The following is a 17,936-nucleotide window of genomic DNA, read 5'->3' on the forward strand; positions in this document are numbered from 1 at the left end:
CAATGTTCATGACATTGTACCACGCCTGGCACAATGTTCATGCAGCTAAACAAGCGCTCATTTAGCGCATGAAAGATTGTGAACCGTGGCACTATATAGATCGAGTGTAAAGACTATGCGACATCGTTGCAAAATAATATGAGCGTTGGGAAGGGTCGCGAAACGATGGCGCCGCAACATTTTCTCTCCCAGTTTTCCGACAAGCCGCGATACAATACCAAGGCGGTCGCTCAGGAGACAGGTGTACCGGCAGATACCTTCCGCGCATGGGAGCGTCGTTACGGTGTGCCGCGTCCACAGCGTACCGAAGGTGGTCACCGTCTCTATTCCGAGCGTGACATTGCGACAATCCGTTGGCTGCGTGACCGCACTGCGGAAGGGTTGACGATCAGTCAGGCGATCGCGTTAATGATCGACGGGAGCGAGACGAGCCTCTCGTGGCTCAACACGGCTGTCGATACTGAGCCGCACACCTGGGAACGAATGCAGGCGCGGATGATTAGCGCGCTGGTCGATTTTGATGCCACGCGCGCTGAGCAGATTCTGGGTGAAGCGTTTGCGCTCTACCCGCTTGAGGATGTCTTTCTCAAGCTGATCCAGCCAGCGATGGTTGAGATTGGTGAACAGTGGCACGCCGGGCGGATCTCGGTCACGGCAGAGCATTTTGCTACCCAGTTTATCCGGCGCAAGCTGTCCAGCCTGTTTAATACCTATAACGTGACCGAAGGGCGCGGCCTGATTGTAGTTGGGTGTGCGCCGAGCGAACAACACGATCTTGGCGCGTTGATGCTGGCTGTGTTTCTTGTTCGGCATGGCTGGCAGGTGATCTATCTCGGTCCTGAAGTACCGGTAAAGGATCTGCTCGATGCCGTGCGCCATATCCAGCCCGATCTGGTCTGTCTGTCAGCGTCAACGACTGAGACGGCAACGCAACTGCTGGAAATTGGTCGCGCGTTACAGCAATTGCCACCACCAACACCGCTCTTCGGCTACGGCGGGCGGGCATTCAATCTTAATCCGATCTTGACCCACAAGATGCCAGGCACATTTCTAGGCCGTGATGCACAGGAAGCTGTCGAAAACGTCGCGTCACTCCTGAGTCGCAGTCGCTAGCAGTTTACGGAAGTGTGGCAGGCGTTACTGGCAAGCGGAGCCGGTGACGCTTGATTCAGTCTTGCCTGCGCGCGCAATTTTGCGTATAGTACAAATAAGCCTGAATATGTGACAAAAGGAGTGCGGTGTGTCGCTGAATTCGATCTCGATTCTCACACGCGAGAGCGGATTGCCGGTGAGCCAGGCTCTGCCGGCTGATGAGCAGCTCGCCCAACTCTTTCATCTCAGCGATTTACCCACCCCGTTGCACGCCGATGAAGTACCGCCACCGCCAGCTCATTCGCTGGCTGAGGCGTATGCGATCTGCGATCAAATCATTCGCCGCTATTCCAAGAGTTTCTTTTTCAGTACCCAATTTTTGCCGCCACCGCAGCGGCGGGCAGTGCGGGCGCTCTACGCTTTTTGCCGCACGACCGACGATACGGTTGATATGGCTACATCTGATCCGGCGCGCGCACTGGCCGAATGGGTGCTCGTTGCCCGTCGTCCGCGCCTCGATACCTCGCATCCTGTTTTGCTGGCGTGGGCCGATACCTGTCTGCGCTACAATCTAGCGCCGCACCTGATTGACGAGTTGCTGGCCGGCGTGGCGATGGATCTCACCATTTCACGCTATGCAACCTTTGCCGATCTCTGGCTGTACTGTTACCGCGTGGCATCAGTCGTTGGCCTGCTGGTGATCGGCATTACCGGCGCTGCGCCCGGTGCGACACCGTATGCGATTAAGCTTGGCGTGGCGTTACAGTTGACTAATATTTTGCGCGACATTGGCGAAGATGCCGACCGGCAGCGAGTGTATTTGCCGGAAGATGAGCTGGCCCGTTTTGGCCTGACCGCTGACGATATTTTGGCCCGGGTGTACGACGAGCGTTTTATTGCGCTGATGAAGTTTCAAATCGAACGCGCGCATCGCTTGTATGATGAGAGCTGGCCTGGGATTGCCCTGTTGCCGGCTGAGGTGCGCCTGGCCGTCGCTGCGGCAGCGCGCGTTTACCGTGGCATTCTTGATAAAATCGTTGCTAACCAGTATGATTCATATACCCGGCGCGCCTATTTGCCGCTGCGTGAAAAACTGGCCCGTCTGCCCGGCATCTGGTGGGATGTGCGCCGACTGGCAAGGCAGTCACGTTGAATGTGGCTGCGGGTTGCGTCGATTTGATGTCAGGTGAAGTCTGGCATGCGCCTCGTGGCCTGACGCTTACCTATATCTCGTTCGCATATTCGTGTTCAGGTGAGTTTATGACCTCATATGCCCTACCGACTCCGCAAACGATCAGGCCATGGCCGCGCTGGATCTTCGATCTGCTGCTGTGGATCCTGTTTCTCGGTCCGATCGCTTCCCCATTGCTGCGCGCTACTGGTCTGCCGCTGGTCAGTGATGCCGGTACGCTGGCCCGCGATTTGCTGGCGGTATATGTCTGCCCAACACCCGATCGTTCGTTATGGTTGCTGGGCTGGCCGATGGCAGTCTGTGCCCGATGCTGGGGAGCAACTATCGGTCTCTGGCTGGCGCGCCTGAGTATTGGCAACCGCGCGCCGGCGCTCTTGCAGCGTTATCGTGAGCTGGTCTGGCCGTTGCGGTTGCTGCTCGCGGCTATTCCGTTCTTGCTTTGGCCACTTGAAATCATCGGTCACGCGAGTGGCTGGTGGTTCGCGCCGCTCTGGCTCTTGCTGCTCAATGGTGTGCAGGCCGGTTTCGCCGCCGGTGTCTTTTTTGCTTCTGTCTGGCCTGGCTTCTGGCCAAATCAAGCGCGGCAATCACGTTAACGCAGGCTACGACGAATGGGGTTGCGACCGGCGAGAGTGGTGTAGTGTAACGACCTCTCGCCGGTTTTGCTGCCGAAGACGGTGAGGTAGTTGCTACGTTAAGGCAGCTCACTCTACCGAGAGTGCAACGATCTACGGTCTACGGTCACCTGCCTTCGGTTGATCCCGGCGCAATGGAGATTTAGCGTTCTGTTATATAGTTTGAAGCAAATCATATACACGCTCACCTCGCTGCCGTTACGGAGAATATCGCTATGCGCCGCTTCATGATAGTCTTCCTCGTCATCCTGCTAACCGGTTGTGCCCGCGCCGATTTGCCGGTGGCACCGATGTCTGGCGTCCCGACGCCGACTGCGCCACCGGTGCGACCGACTGATGCGCCACTACCGCCGCTGGCAGCCGCGCCGTCAGTTTCAACTGACGCGGCTGCATTTACCGAGTACGAGCAACAATTAATTGCCCTCTACCGGCGCGCCAGTCAGGCTGTCGTCAGTCTCGACGTAGTGGTTGACCAGAGCGCCAGTCTGCCACCTGGCCATCCACCGATCACACCCGATGGCCCAACCGGTCAGGGATCCGGGTTTCTCTACGATGATCAGGGGCATATCATCACCAATCATCATGTGGTCAACGGCGCGTTACAAATTCAGGTCCGCTTTGCCAATGGCGCAACGGTGATCGCCGATCTGGTGGGTAGCGATCCTGATAGCGATCTGGCGGTGATCAGGGTAACCAGTCTGCCGGAAGGCATTACGCCCTTGCCGCTGGGTGATAGTCAGGCGGTGCAGGTCGGGCAAACGGCGGTAGCTATTGGCAGCCCGTTTGGCGAGCAGAACACGCTCACCGTGGGGGTGATCAGTGGTCTTGGACGCGCGTTGCGCGGACGAACCAGCCTTGCCGGTAGTTTCAGTATTCCGAACGTGATCCAGACCGATGCTGCAATCAATCCGGGTAATTCTGGTGGGCCGTTGTTGAATTTACGCGGTGAGGTGATTGGGATCAATACAGCCATCGCTGTCAGTTTAGGCGGACGTGACTTCGAGGGGGTTGGCTATGCAGTGCCGGCCCAGACGATTGCGCGGGTTGCGCCGGCCCTGATTCGCGAGGGTCGTTATGACCATCCCTGGCTTGGCGTCAGTATGACGACAATTGATACCCTCTTTGCCAACCGCTTTGGGTTGCCGATTAATCGGGGAGTGATGGTAGGTTCGGTTCAGCCGAACAGTCCGGCGGCGCAAGCCGGATTGCGTGGCGGTACCACTACTGAGACCTACCGCGGGCTACCAGTGCAAATTGGCGGCGACATCATTCTGGCCTGTAACGGCATACCAATCTTCTCGAGCGATCAACTTATCGGCCTGCTCGACCAATTTACCGTTGGTGACCGGGTGACACTTACTCTTCAGCGCGGCAATCAGCAACTCGAGGTTGAAGTAACTCTGGCAGCGCGACCATAAGTGTAAGGTGCGGTAGAATGACGATACAGAGAGGTCAGTTCGCCGTTTCCGACGCGCGGAAAGAGGCTGATAGTGTGTAGCAGGTAAGTAGCCATGACAATTCCAATCATCAGCGATCTTGCGGCAGCTCGCGCGGGTATCCTTCGACGCATGCCGCTCGATGACGACGCCGCAACCACTCGTGTCGTCGCCGAGATTCTTGCCGCGGTGCGACAGCGCGGCGATGCTGCATTGCGAGAGTACACGTTACGCTTGGATGGCGTTGATCGTGACGCAATCGAGATACCACGCGAGCGTTGGGCTGCTGCCGCTGCCGATCTTGATCCGGCGCTACGTCGGGCGCTGCTGCTGGCAATTGGCGAGATTCGCCGCTTTCACGAACGGCAAGTACGCAACTCATGGATTGAATTTGGCGTCGAAGGAGCATTGGGTCAGATTGTGCGCCCACTCGATCGGGTAGGGATTTATGTGCCCGGTGGAGCTGCGCCATTGCCGTCGTCGTTGATCCACGCGGCTGTGCCGGCCAGGGTAGCCGGAGTGCGTGAGATTGTGGTCTGCTCGCCACCACAGCGCGCAACCGGTGAACCGGCAGCCGTGGTGATGGCAGCGGCGCATCTCGCCGGAGTCGACCGCCTCTTTGCAGCAGGTGGCGCGCAGGCAATTGCGGCGCTGGCCTACGGCACCGAGAGTATCCCGCAGGTCGATACGGTAGCCGGGCCGGGTAACCGTTACGTGATCCAGGCGATGCGGATGGTTTACGGCACAGTGGGTGTGGTCAGCCTGCCCGGGCCGACCGAGACGCTTATTATCGCCGATCAGACGGCGCATCCGCGCGCGGTGGCCGCCGATCTGCTGGCGCAGGCCGAGCATGTTGAAGCGAGCGCGATTTTGCTCACGCCTGATCTGGCGCTAGCTGAACAGGTGCAGCGCGAGGTGGAACGGCAACTGGCCGCTTTGCCTGAACCAAATGCGCGCGCTGCGCGCGAGGCGGTCTCTATGCGCGGTGGCATTGTGATTGTGCCCGATCTGGCAACGGCGTTTGCGTTGGCCAATGATTACGGGCCGGAACATCTCTGTTTGTTAATTGCCGATCCATGGGCGTATGTCGGCGAAGTGCGCAACGCCGGCGGTGTGTTTCTGGGTGAAGAATCGTTTGAGGTATTGGGTGACTATGTCGCCGGGCCATCGCACATCATGCCCACTGAAGGCACTGCTCGCTACACTTCGCCGGTCAATGTTGATAGCTTCCGAAAGGTGATCTCACTGGTTAGTCTGAACCGCGCCGGTTTAAACCGGATCGGCCCGGCGGCGATTCAACTCGCCGAAGCGGAAGGTCTTTTTGCGCATGCGGCAGCAGTGCGGGCGCGATTTGACACATTTGACACTGATGGGAGGGAATAAGATGTCAGGGTTTTTGGTCAGTTTTGTCAGTATTCTTTTCACCGTGTTGTTTTACGCCATCTTAGGTCGGGTATTGGCTTCGTGGATTGATCCGCAGGGTAATTTTCCGGCTACCCGGTTTCTGCACGAAATTACGGAACCGATCCTGGGGCCAATTCGCAGCATTATGCCCAATTTTGGCATGTTTGACCTTTCGCCGATTGTGGCAATGCTGGTCTTACAATTGCTCGAGCGCCTGATCGTCAGCGCGATTCGATAATGGCAGGTGAGAGTGCCTCTCGCGATGGCATTTGTGATCTGTCCATAGCAGCATCGATCCTATACCTTAATATTGCAATCGCCGGCAAAGAGCCGGGCAAACCAGCCGGCTTTGTCGGCGTTGGAGTGTCATTCTATCAGCCCGGTGGATTTGTGAATGGTTGACAAGACATTACCCCCTCCTGAGCGGCGCAGCGGCAATGACCGACTGCTCTTCGCCGTCGTTTTTCTTGCCGGGATCGGCACACTCGGCATCGAGATGGTCATGCCTCGCATGCTGGCGCCATTCTTCGGCACTTCGCAGCCGATCTGGGCGGTGGTGATCGGCATGACGCTGGTCTACCTGGCAATCGGTTATCGGCTGGGTGGCACGCTGGCCGATCGGCGACCAGACTGGCGACTCCTGTTTCAATTGATCGGCTGGGCCGGTCTTAGTTGCGCGATCATCCCGTTCATTGCCCGGCCAATTCTCAGCACAGCGCAGGGCGCGCTGCGTAGTGTAGCTGCCGGCGGTTTTCTGGCTGCGCTTATCGGTGTCATTCTGTTATTTGCTGTGCCGGTCACGCTCATGGCGATGGTCGGGCCGTTTGCGATCAGGTTGCAAATGCGCCAGGCTGAAGATGTCGAACATGCCGGACGCACTGCTGGCACCATTTCAGCTCTCTCGACGATCGGCTCGATTGCGGGAACGTTTCTCACCGTGCTGGTGCTCATTCCGGCAATTGGTGTAACCAGCACGCTCTTCCTCTTCGCCGCATTTCTGGTTGTGCTCAGCCTGATCGGGTTGCGCGATCCGCGCCAGTTATTGCTGGTGGCGGTAGTGGTGTTGCTGGCCGGGGCATATCAGCTTAACGTTGGCGTCATCAAAGCAGCCGATTGCTCTAACTGCCGGTTGGTGGCCGAATTCGAGTCAGATTACAACTACATTCAAGTAGCCGAACAAGAAGTCACCTACGCCAGTGGTGTCGTTGATCGGCGCCGGGTGCTCATTCTCAATGAAGGGTTGGCCTTGCATTCAATCTACCGGCTAAAATATCGTGAGACCGGCGATCCTCTCGATCTCTTGACCGACGGTGGGCCGTGGGATTACTTCTCAGTTGCGCCGTATCTCTACCCCGCTGTCAATCCCGACGATGTGCGTTCGCTGGCGCTGCTTGGCGCGGCAGCAGGCAGCGTTGCCCAGCAGTTCCTGGCCATCTACGGTTCGGATACGCTCATCGATGCAGTCGAAATTGATCGAAAAATTAGCGAAGTGGGGCGACGCTACTTCGATATGGCTGACGGTACCTCTCAGGCGCCCTACTTCACCACCTACAACGAAGACGCGCGCTACTGGCTGGCGACGACCAGACGGCAATACGATGTGATCGGACTGGATGCCTACCATCAGCCGTATATACCGTTTCATCTCACAACGGTAGAGTTTTTTCAAGAGGTGAAGGCAAAACTGACGCCGCGTGGCGTTGCTGTGGTCAATGCAGGCCGACCGGCCAGCGGTGATGACCGGCTGGTCAATGCGCTGGCGTCAACTATGATCGCGGTCTTTCCGCAGGTCTACATCATCGATACTCGCTTCAGCAATGCGATCATTATCGGCGTCAACCAGCCCGTCGGTGATGGTGTGGTCAACTTTATCGAGAATGCAGCTCGTATCGACGTGCCGGCATTGCAACTGGTCATGTTCTGGTCGTTGTACGAAGGTCGGTTTGGGCCGCTGCGTGAATTTACGCCGGAAATGGCCCAGTTCCGTCCGTTTACCGACGATCACGCGCCGGTTGAGCAGCTTATTGATGGCCTTATTTTCAGTGAGGTGGGCAGAAGATCACAATAGCAGGTTGACAACGGCGCGCAACTTATGTTACTTTTATATCGGTTTGTCAGACTGTTTCAGATAGGGCCAAATTTCATGGGTTATTCGCCGCTGCAACATCGCCAGAATTACTGTTCGGCAGCAGCCGGACAGATGGCCTGCTACTGCGCATCGCGTCATCGATACCGGCGCAGTATGGGTGGCAACAGTGCGGCGTTGCGCGCGATCAGGGCTGTATCCTCCGCGAACCGCATCAGGCCGCTCTAGCGCGGGGCCATGACGCCCCCGGGCAAGAGCCTTTGTTATGGTCATAACATCGGTTCATGTTAAGGGGGGTGTCACTTGGCACAGCGAGTTCTCGTCTTGAACGCAAGTTACGAGCCGTTGCAACTGATTTCGGTGCGCCGCGCGCTCATCCTCCTCCTTCAGGAAAAAGCTGAGCTGGTTGAAGCTGCCATGCAGCATCTTCGCGCTCAATCGGTAACGTATAGCGTGCCGTTGGTGATCCGGCTGGTGCGCTACATCCGGATTCCACGCCAGTTGCGTCTGCCTTGCTCGCGGCGTGGCGTCTTTGCCCGCGATCGCGAAACCTGTCAGTATTGCGGTCAGCAACCGGGGCGGGCACATTTGACGATGGATCATGTTATCCCGCGCTCGCAAGGCGGTCAGACAACCTGGGATAACGTGGTGACTGCCTGTCGCGATTGCAACCATCGGAAAGGTGGGCGCACGCCGGAACAGGCTAACATGACGCTGCTCTCGATACCGCGCCAGCCCCAATATCTGGCGTTTGCGCTGCTCGGCGAGCTTGAGCGGCACGATGTCTGGCGCAAGTATGCCTACACCTAAGCGCCGGCTCGGCGATCGTGGCGAACAAGTTGCGGTGGCCTATCTCGAGCAGCGTGGCTACGTCGTCATTGCTCGGAACTGGCGTTGTCGCTTCGGTGAAATTGACCTGGTCGCCCGCGATGGCGACCAGCTTGTTTTTGTCGAAGTGCGCGCGCGCCACGATCCCTACGCCCTTGAGTCAATTACGCCGCGCAAACGTCAGCGCCTGATCACGCTGGCCTACTCCTACCTGATGGCGCAAGACGCGCCCCCCACCACCGACTGGCGGATTGACGTAATCGCTCTCACCGTGATTGCCGGTAGGATGGTGGTGTCTGATCACGTGATTGCGGCCATCGGTGAAGAAGGTGAGCAGGGTTACGGGTAGATCGAGTTTCAGCGTTCCTGGATGCCGTCATTGTTGAAATTATCCGGTAAGATTCCTGTCGTTTGGGCGGTCACCGCGACCCGTTCTGAAATCCTCTCACAATAACCTGTATAGCGTGAAATGGCGCCGCGTTGCGCGCCGGAAGCGGGGTTGGCGCTCCGCATTCTGTGCATATCATCACAATTAAAGGTAGCCACAGATCGTGTATTATATGGCTAACAAATCGGTACAAACCACTTGAGGAACCGGGTTTGCTGTGCTATATTATGCACAGATTTGACATTTAGAGAAGTGGTAGCATTTCTCTGCTGACAACATGTGATCATCCGTTACAATATAAGGCTGTTACAGAAAATAGCTACCGGCCCTACGAAATCGATTTGCTCAGCATGGCAAAGCCGGTGCTGACTGTACAAACGGGAATACTCATGTCCACAGCGTGAGAAATGCTCTAGAAATGTTAGTCTCGTGGAAACGCCGTTGATGATTGTGGGTCATCTTGCCCCTGATCTCGATTGCCTGACTGCAATCTGGCTATTGATGCGGTTTGGCCCGGCGAAAGACGCTGACCTGCAATTTGTGCCCGCCGGACGGACGTGGCGAGATCAGCCGGTGGACTCTGACCCGCTGGTTATTCATGTTGATACCGGAGGTGGTCGGTTCGATCACCACCAGACCGATGATCCGACGCTTAGCGCCGCTGAGCTGGTTCGGCGCGCGGTTGCGCCCAATGATGAGGCGCTGCGCCGGCTAGTGGATCAGGTGACGCGGATCGATCATGCTGATTACCGGCCAGGTCAGGTTTTTTTCAATATTACTGATCTGATTGCCGGCTACAATGCGCTGTATCCCAATCGTCCTCACCACGTGGCGCAAGCAATGCTGGGCAACCTCGATGCATGGTACGAGCACGAGGTGCGCCAGTTACGTTTCGAACAGGCTTTCCAGAATCGGCTCGAATTTGACACACCATGGGGTTTAGGGATCGCAGTGCAGAGCGCTGATGGTGGTTCATCGCGCCTGGCCTTCAGCTATGGCGCTGTGCTCTTTGCCTACCGTGACCGCCGTGGCTATATGGGCATTACTGCTCAGCGTCGCTCGCGGGTTGATTTGCAACCGGTCTACGAAACGCTGCGTCAGTGCGACAGTCAGGCTGACTGGTATCTTCATCCCAGCCACCGGCTTTTACTGTGTGGCACTCCAAAAGCTCCACCACGCCACTTCTCGCAGCTCTCACTCGAAGAGCTGGTTGAGATTATTCGCCGTAGTTGAGGTAGCAGAGAGATTTATCGCGCGTCGCTACGCGCTTTCAGAGATCGCGCTCGCGTTTGGCGGGATTGCTTCGGGCACGGCGCAATCGTCTGATGTCGTCGCGCGCTGCGCCCAGCTTGCTTGCCAGGCTCGCTCACTCGTCTGAGGTCAGCGCGAGCTACCACAGGCGATGCAGCACTGCCCGCTTCAGCGGCAGACGAACCCTCACCGGGAACGTTTCCAGCCGCGCAATAGCGCCAGAACGATGCCATTGCGCGCTGGCTTAGTGACAATGAATCACGCTTCTGCTCGACTGTTACTAACCGCATTCAACTGCAAACCCATACCTGCGCGATAGCGATATGCTATAATTCAAACGCATTGGTATCTCGCTACCAGGAATGGATGAGCTGTGCGTGATCTTACCTCGTTTGACGATATTTTTAGCCGCCCCCGCAACGATAACGTTGAACTTCTTAAGGCCTGGGCCGGCACGACGCTCGCCTTTGCCATTATGCAGACCGGCACATCGCGTCTGTTGACCGGTCAATTTCTGACTAATCTGCTGGTGGCGGCAGTTGTTGCCGGGATCGGGTTTGTGCTCCACGAACTGGCCCATCGTATTGTTGCCCGCGGCTATGGCGCCCAGGCCCATTTTATCGCCAACGATCGCTGGCTGCTTCTGTCTATTTTGATCAGCTTTTTGGGCATCTTTATCGCCGCGCCGGGCGCAGTCTGGCATCGGGGGTTACTTACCGCGCGTCAGAGCGGCCTTATCGCTCTAGCCGGCCCGGTAACGAACCTTGCCTTGTCGCTGTTGTTCCTCTTTCTGTTTCTGCCGGTGATCGTCTTTCGCCCGCCAGCGACTGATTTCTGGATTACGGTCTGTTACGTCGGTTTTCGCTTCAATGCCTGGATCGGTCTGTTTAACATGATCCCTGCCGGCCCGTTTGACGGCGCAAAGGTGCTGGCGTGGGATTGGAAAGTCTTTGCCGTCACCGTGGCAATTGGCGTCGGTTTGACCTTCTTGCTGAGCGATAGTATGCTCTTCAATGTATTGCAGACGCTGGCCCGGATGTTGTAGATGAGGAAGCGATGCGTATTCCGTTGATTGCTGGCAATTGGAAGATGTACAAGACTGTCGGTGAAGCGACGGCGTTGGTGCGCGATTTGCTGGCTGGCCTGGGTTCGCTCTCCGATCGCGAGGCAATCGTTTGTCCGCCGTTTACTGCGCTGGCTGCGGTAGCGCCGTTGTTGAGCGATAGCCCTCTTGGTCTAGGCGCGCAGAATCTTTACCCTGAAGCACAGGGTGCGTTTACCGGTGAAGTGTCCCCGCCGATGCTGGTCGATGTTGGTTGCCGTTACGTGATTGTCGGCCATAGCGAGCGCCGGCAGTATTTCGGGGAGAGCGACGCTTTTGTGAACCGCAAAATTCGCGCCGCTTTAGCCCACGGCCTGCGCCCAATTGTGTGTGTTGGCGAGAGCAAACCACAGCGTGACGCCGGTCAGGCCGAGCCGATTGTAACGGCGCAGGTGCGCGCGGCATTGCTTGATATTACTTCAGACCAGATGACCGATGTGGTGATTGCCTACGAGCCGATCTGGGCGATTGGCACTGGTGATACCGCAACCCCCGCCGACGCTCAGGCGATGCATGCCGCTATTCGGGCTACGCTGGCTGAATTGTATGGCGCAGACGTTGCTGCTGCGGTGCGTATCCAGTACGGTGGCAGCGTGAAACCGGATAATATCGACGAGCTGATGGCTCAGCCCGATATTGATGGCGCGCTGGTGGGTGGCGCCTCATTGCAGGCCGCCAGTTTTCTGCGCATTATCCATTATCAGTAGATGGAACCTGAACGTAGCTCAGGCAAAGTTCGACGAGGCGACGGTTACAGAAACCGTCGCCATTTGTGCTTGCGCGCAGCGAAATGCGCAATCGTTTATTGGACGGGGTAGAGGCCATTGATGGCGCTGTCTTCCTGTTCTGACTTTCTCTACCCATGCCAGAGGTTTCACCTGAAGAACCTATGCAGGAACTGTTAATTATCATTGCTCTGGCGCTGGCAAATGGTCTGTTCGCCGCCACCGAACTGGCCGTTGTCTCGGCGCGACGCGGCAGGCTTGAACAACGCGCTGAGGACGGCAGCGCGGGCGCGAAGGCTGCGCTCCAGCTCCAAGACGATCCCGACCGCTTTTTGTCGGCGGTGCAGATCGGTATCACGTTAATCGGCACGCTCAACGGTGTTTTTGCTGGCGCAACGTTGACCGGCCAGCTTGCGCCCTGGCTCGCTCAGTATCCGCTCCTTGCGCCGTATGCCGGTCAAGTCGCGCAGTTTCTGGTGGTGTTGCTGGTAACGTATCTGTCGCTGGTGCTTGGCGAACTGGTGCCGAAGCGTATCGCCTTGCAGAGCGCCGAAGCAATTGCCACGCTGATGGCAAGGCCGATGCTCTTTCTGGCCCGCATCAGCACACCGATTATCGCGCTGCTCAGCGCTTCAACCCGCCTGATCCTGACCTTGATCGGGCGGGCGAATGTAGAAGAGGAGCGTGTCACCGAAGAGGATATTCGGGCGCTGGTGCGCGAAGGAACTGAGACGGGTGAGGTCGAGCCGCAAGAGCAGCAATTCATCGACCGCGTCTTTAAATTCAGCGACCGTGCCGTTCGTCACATTATGACTCCGCGCCACGAGGTCGAAATGGTGGAAGCTAACCGCGCGCTTGGTGAGGTGCTTGATGAGTTGCTGACCAGCGGCTATTCGCGCTTTCCGGTATATGAAGAGACGCCTGATCAGATTATCGGCATCGTTCATGTGCGTGATCTGTTGCTCCTATATCGCAAACGCGGAGAACAGGCACTGGTGCGCGAGGCTGTATCACCGCCGCTTTATGTGCCCGAAAACAGTCGCGCCTCAATTTTGTTAAGCACGTTTCTCCGCAGCCGCCGGCACATGGCGCTGGTCGTGGGCGAATTGGGTGGGATTGAGGGGGTCGTAACGCTCGAAGATGTGCTTGAAGAGATCGTCGGTGAAATCGATGATGAATACGATGATGCTACCCCGCCGCCGATTGTCCGGCGCGAAGATGGTTCGTACCTGGTTGAAGGTTCACTGCCGGTTGATGAGGTGCGTGCGCTGCTCGATGTCGATGAGCTACCCGACGAAGAGACATATCGCTATGAGACGCTGGCCGGTCTGGTGATCAGTCTGATCGGGCAGATCCCAACTGCTGGCGATGTGACGCAGTGGGATGGGTGGCGCTTTGAAGTGGTTGACATGGATGGGTTGCGTGTAGATAAGGTGCTGATCTCGCGCGTGAACCAATCGAACGCTACGTGAGCAACAGGGTGATGGGCACTGCGCGCGATAGCGCGTGTCATCCTCCGCGATAATGCTCTGTAACAATGGCCGCAGGCAGTTTGTCCAAACACGTCAGGATGACGGTGTTTACCTAAATCCTTTGCCAGGAAGTCAGTGTCACAGGGGCGGAGGTAAAAACCGCCCCTATGCCAATCGCTACTGTGCCCACAATGGCCACCGATCTTGCGCTGCGTTCCATGTGACCTGTTGCGCGATGGAGCCGTCGCTGACGTTGAGGATGTAGATCTCGAAATCGCCGTCGCGGTTACTGGCAAAAGCGAGCTGACTCCCATCCGGCGACCAGGTCGGCGCGTCGTCAACTGCTACATTATTTGTCAACTGTCGCAGATTACTACCGTCCACATTCATCACGTAGATCTCCCAGTTGCCGTTGCGATCGCTGGCGAAGGCAATAGTTCGTCCATCAGGTGACACGCGCGCAAAGCGATCGCTGCCCGAGTGATTGGTGAGATTGCGAATGTTGGTGAGTTCGACCAGGAAACTGCTTCTCCTGTTTGGTAGAGAGGTATGGCGATAGGCAAGCTCGGCGCTATACACCTCGAAATCACCGGTGCAATCGCTTACCCAAAAGATCATGCGCCCATCGGGTGACCATCCCGGAGTTTCATAACGACATGCCGGCAGATCGCGAGTCAGGCGCCAGGTGATGGGTGGCTGGTTGTTCATGTCAGGCATTGTCCATAGATTGAGATCAGGCCGACCGGTGCGCTCTGAAATGACCAGGATGCGAACGCCATCAGGAGATACCATGGGATTGAACTCGTTGACGATCCGGTCAAGGAACTCCGAGGGGGGGCCGTATGATCCACTGAGCGCATCACGAAAGTCAATTTGACTGATGCGGGTAGCGCTGGCATTTGATGATTGCTCACCCTCGTTGGCTGCATAGCTATTGAGCGCATAGATCTGCCGGTAATCGGGTTGCGCCCGGCGCGAGTCGACGAGCAGCATCTGCTGATGGGGATCCCAACTGCGTCGCCATGAGTAAGCAACCGTTTCGCCGTTGTTGAAGGTCAGGCGCTGGCCACCGGTAAATGAGGCCCGGTACAGCTCCCAGTGGCTCCCGGTGTCAACATTCGAGGCATAGATCAACGGTGTGTCAAGATAACTTGACACCCATGGCGCGCCGAGGTGCGGGTAGCGCCACTGGAAGTAGTGTTGCCCGACATTGCCCATCTCAACCTGATAACCGGATGGGTTATCGGGGGTGTAAGTGAGCACCCGCCGTTCGAAGAGCTGCACCAGGACATCGCGTTCGGTATCGCCAACGACTGCGCGCACCCAGTAGGGATCAGTGATTGGGTGGCCGACTGCAAACAACCAGTCCACGATGGGCGCAGTAACGACCCGACCATTCTCAACCACTCTGCCGCGCATCGTCATAAAGTCCCAGAAGACGCGGGGGATGTTGTGGCCGGTGACGGTGTTGTACTGAACAATAGTGGTTTCCGAACGAGCCAGATCGGCTCGTTCGCCGACCTGACCGTTGATGTAGAGCGTCGCGCTCACCCGCTCGTTGAGGCGAACTGGATCACGATAGGGTGGGCGGAACAGGTCGTCAAAGGTTGCCCGATCGATGAACTGGCAGTAACCGGGGGCAACTGGATTGGCTACCCGTGGATTGCCGGCCACCGGAACGTCAGAGCAGCGGTAGCGGTATCTGGCATAATCGCCGATTTGCATCTGCCCGCTGACTAATTCTACAACTAGCAGGCCGTTAGTAACGATGCCGTCGGCGGGGTTATTGATCTCCATGCGCGCTTTGTCAAAGTACTGGACGGTGCGTAGACCGTTGGGACTCTCGTGATAGAATTCGGCGTAATCGAACCAAGGCTCTGGTCCCCAGTACCATGAACGTCCACCGCGCACTGTCGGGTTGTCGGTGCGGTTCCAGACTGCGGCGAAGCGTGGATCGGCGAAGTCGGTGCGATTGGTGAAGGGAGCAGCCGCCAGTGGCGTGGCGCTGCTCGCGACCAGGACGATGGCGAGCGTGAAGATAGCAATATCTTTCTGCCAGCGCATAACGGTTTCTCCTTGCGCGAACGATGAGCCAGAGGCACGTCTTAATTGCCCGATGTTCTGCTGCGCTTCCCGTCACCTTCCTGAACTGTATCATGCGTGGTTATTGTAGTGGAAGCGTCCTCATCAGCGGTATGCTGTGAGGACGCTTCCGGATCAACATCCTGCGCTATTGCGCCCACAACGGCCAGCGATCCTGTGCCGTATTTTGGGTGACCTGTTGGGTGACCGTGCCATCGCCGACGTTGAGGATATAGATCTCGAAATCGCCGTCACGATCGCTGGCAAAGGCCAGGCGGCTGCTATCAGGCGACCAGGTGGGCGAGTCGTCGGTGGCGGGATGGTTGGTCAGGCGACGCGCGTTGCTGCCATCGGCGTTCATCACGTAGATCTCCCAGTTGCCGTCGCGGTCGCTGGCGAAAGCGATCAACCTGCCGTCGGGCGATACCCGAGCGAAGCGATCGTTAGCCGGGTGGTTGCTCAGATTGGTAGAGTTGATCAAGTCGGCGCTGAGAAACACTGGGTCGAAATAGAATTGTCTCACATCGGCGCGATAGATCTCGAAGTTACCGGAGCAGTTGGCTACCCAAAAGAGGTTGCGACCGTCGGGCGACCAGGTCGGTGTTTCGACGCTGCACCGCTCGGTATAGGCGGTTATTGGCTGAGCATAGCCGCGCAGCGGGAATTGCAAGCGACGCAGATAGAGTTGGGGAATGCCCTGTCGTTCTGACACAAATGCCATCAGGTTGCCATCGGGCGAGATCATAGCATTGTATTCGTTACCGGGAATCTCTGAATAGTCATTATCAGGTGGCGGATACATGCCATCGCCGGCGCTATAACTGATCCGCACAACGCTGGCTCCCGGCGCCTGCTCGCCTGCGTCGGCAGCGGTTGCATTCAATGCATAGATCTGGCGGTATTGCGGGCTGTTGCGACGCGAGTCAACGATCAGGAAGAACTGCGATGGATCCCAACTGCGCCGCCATGAGAAGGCAACCGTCTCCGCGTTATTGAATGTCAGCCGCTGGCCGCCACCATTAAATGTGGCCCGGTACAATTCCCAGTGACTGCCGGTATCGATATTTGAGGCGTAAATCAGCGGCGTTACCGGGTCAGGAGCGACCCACGGCGCGCCAAGGTGGGGGTAGCGCCACTGGAAGTAGTGCTGCCCGACATTACCCATCTCAACCTGATAGCCGGCGGGATTGCTGGGGGTGTAGGTCAGGACCCGACGCTCGAAGAGTTGCACCAGCACATCGCGTTCGGTGTCACCGACAACTGCGCGCGTCCAGTGGGGATCGGTAATCGGATACCCCATTGCGAATAGCCAGTCCACGATGGGCGCAGTGACGACCCGACCATTCTCAACCACTCTGCCGCGCATGGTCATAAAGTCCCAGAAGACGCGGGGAATGTTGTGGCCGGTGACGCTATTGTACTGGACGATGGTAGTTTCTGGCAGGGCGAGATCATTGCGCAGACTGAGATTGCCGCCGCGCGCGATAGCACTGTTTACCCGCTGGTCAAGCCGTGGCGGATCGCGATAGCCATTATCGATCGTCGCGATACCGGCGAAGTCGCGATAGCCAGGGGCAATCGTATTGGCGACGCGCGGATTGCCGGCTACCGGCACATCAGAGCCTTCGTAATAGTTGACATCGAACGGATTGTCGCCGAGCTGCATCCGTCCACTGATCAGCTCTTTTACCAGCAAGCCGTTGGTGACGATGCCGTCAGTCGGGTTGTTGATCTCCATGCGCGCCTTGTCGAAGTACTGCACAGTGCGCGTGCCATTGGGGCTATCATGGTAAAACTCGGCATAATCGAACCACGGTCCCGGACCCCAGTACCACGTGCGGCCACCGCGTACCGACTCACTGTCGGTGCGACTCCACACCGCCGCAAAGCGGGAGTCGACGAAGTTTGTGCGACCGGAGAACGGCGCTGCTGCCAGTGGCGTCACGCCACTGATCATCAGCGCGACGATCAGGGTGATCGCACTCCAAAGGATTCGCAGCCGTTTCATGTTAGCCTCCTTACGCTAATGCCTGTTGCTGCTGCATATAGAATACGATATTTTAAGGAAAAAGTTCCTGTATTTAAGGTGATATTATTGTGAAAACAGGATGAAAAACAAGGACATAATTGTTTTCTTAAAGGATAATTTGATTTATTTCTGGTTATAAAAGGTTTAACGGTGAGTTTCGATGATTAAAAATAGTTTTTTATTGATTAAATCTGGTGAATAATGTGAAAAATGA

At 57.0% G+C, this 17,936-nt stretch carries 15 protein-coding genes; 13 read left to right on the forward strand and 2 right to left on the reverse strand.

The window, feature by feature from the left end; translation table 11 throughout:
* The first annotated feature begins 138 nt into the window (after window positions 1–138).
* From Q0650_RS01710 to Q0650_RS01770, 13 genes are all read left to right on the forward strand, one after another.
* Window positions 139–1,113, forward strand: coding sequence for a B12-binding domain-containing protein (locus Q0650_RS01710; protein WP_298815250.1), 975 nt, complete (start codon window positions 139–141; stop codon window positions 1,111–1,113).
* Window positions 1,114–1,240: 127 nt separating this feature from the next.
* Window positions 1,241–2,245, forward strand: a complete 1,005-nt coding sequence (locus Q0650_RS01715; RefSeq protein WP_298815253.1) for a phytoene/squalene synthase family protein — start codon at window positions 1,241–1,243, stop codon at window positions 2,243–2,245.
* A 107-nt stretch (window positions 2,246–2,352) separates the two neighbouring features.
* Window positions 2,353–2,880 carry a DUF2085 domain-containing protein gene (locus tag Q0650_RS01720; protein ID WP_298815257.1) on the forward strand — a complete coding sequence of 176 codons (528 nt, stop codon included), beginning with the start codon at window positions 2,353–2,355 and terminating at the stop codon, window positions 2,878–2,880.
* 254 nt (window positions 2,881–3,134) lie between these two features.
* Complete coding sequence (locus Q0650_RS01725; protein ID WP_298815260.1) at window positions 3,135–4,337, forward strand: S1C family serine protease; 1,203 nt, start codon at window positions 3,135–3,137, stop codon at window positions 4,335–4,337.
* 93 nt (window positions 4,338–4,430) lie between these two features.
* Window positions 4,431–5,738: a histidinol dehydrogenase gene (hisD, locus tag Q0650_RS01730; RefSeq protein ID WP_298815263.1), complete on the forward strand. Its 1,308-nt coding sequence runs from the start codon at window positions 4,431–4,433 to the stop codon at window positions 5,736–5,738.
* 1 nt (window position 5,739) lies between these two features.
* Window positions 5,740–5,997, forward strand: coding sequence for a YggT family protein (locus tag Q0650_RS01735; RefSeq protein WP_298815266.1), 258 nt, complete (start codon window positions 5,740–5,742; stop codon window positions 5,995–5,997).
* A gap of 156 nt (window positions 5,998–6,153) precedes the next feature.
* Window positions 6,154–7,827: a spermidine synthase gene (locus Q0650_RS01740; RefSeq protein ID WP_298815268.1), complete on the forward strand. Its 1,674-nt coding sequence runs from the start codon at window positions 6,154–6,156 to the stop codon at window positions 7,825–7,827.
* A gap of 321 nt (window positions 7,828–8,148) precedes the next feature.
* Window positions 8,149–8,655, forward strand: a complete 507-nt coding sequence (locus tag Q0650_RS01745; protein ID WP_298815270.1) for an HNH endonuclease — start codon at window positions 8,149–8,151, stop codon at window positions 8,653–8,655.
* Window positions 8,642–9,022 carry a YraN family protein gene (locus Q0650_RS01750; RefSeq protein ID WP_298815273.1) on the forward strand — a complete coding sequence of 127 codons (381 nt, stop codon included), beginning with the start codon at window positions 8,642–8,644 and terminating at the stop codon, window positions 9,020–9,022. The genes Q0650_RS01745 and Q0650_RS01750 overlap by 14 nt, the downstream gene beginning before the upstream one ends.
* Window positions 9,023–9,490: 468 nt before the next feature.
* Window positions 9,491–10,294 (forward strand): hypothetical protein, encoded by an 804-nt coding sequence (locus Q0650_RS01755; protein WP_298815275.1) that lies wholly within the window; start codon window positions 9,491–9,493, stop codon window positions 10,292–10,294.
* 391 nt (window positions 10,295–10,685) lie between these two features.
* Window positions 10,686–11,357, forward strand: coding sequence for a M50 family metallopeptidase (locus Q0650_RS01760; protein WP_298815277.1), 672 nt, complete (start codon window positions 10,686–10,688; stop codon window positions 11,355–11,357).
* An 11-nt stretch (window positions 11,358–11,368) separates the two neighbouring features.
* On the forward strand, window positions 11,369–12,121 hold the full coding sequence (tpiA, locus tag Q0650_RS01765; RefSeq protein WP_298815279.1) for a triose-phosphate isomerase: 753 nt from the start codon (window positions 11,369–11,371) through the stop codon (window positions 12,119–12,121).
* Between the two features lie 182 nt (window positions 12,122–12,303).
* A complete protein-coding gene (locus Q0650_RS01770; protein WP_298815281.1) occupies window positions 12,304–13,611 on the forward strand; it encodes a hemolysin family protein in 1,308 nt (435 codons plus the stop codon).
* Between the two features lie 177 nt (window positions 13,612–13,788).
* On the opposite strand, the gene Q0650_RS01775 is transcribed toward Q0650_RS01770, so the two are convergent.
* Both Q0650_RS01775 and Q0650_RS01780 read right to left on the reverse strand, forming a co-directional pair.
* The gene (locus Q0650_RS01775; protein ID WP_298815282.1) at window positions 13,789–15,675 is read right to left on the reverse strand and encodes a hypothetical protein; all 1,887 of its coding nucleotides are present in this window, start codon (window positions 15,673–15,675) and stop codon (window positions 13,789–13,791) included.
* 166 nt (window positions 15,676–15,841) lie between these two features.
* Window positions 15,842–17,701, reverse strand: a complete 1,860-nt coding sequence (locus tag Q0650_RS01780; RefSeq protein ID WP_298815285.1) for a hypothetical protein — start codon at window positions 17,699–17,701, stop codon at window positions 15,842–15,844.
* Window positions 17,702–17,936: the final 235 nt, after the last annotated feature.

Source organism: uncultured Chloroflexus sp. (assembly GCF_937129525.1).
In the GTDB taxonomy this organism is placed as follows: Bacteria; Chloroflexota; Chloroflexia; order Chloroflexales; family Chloroflexaceae; genus Chloroflexus.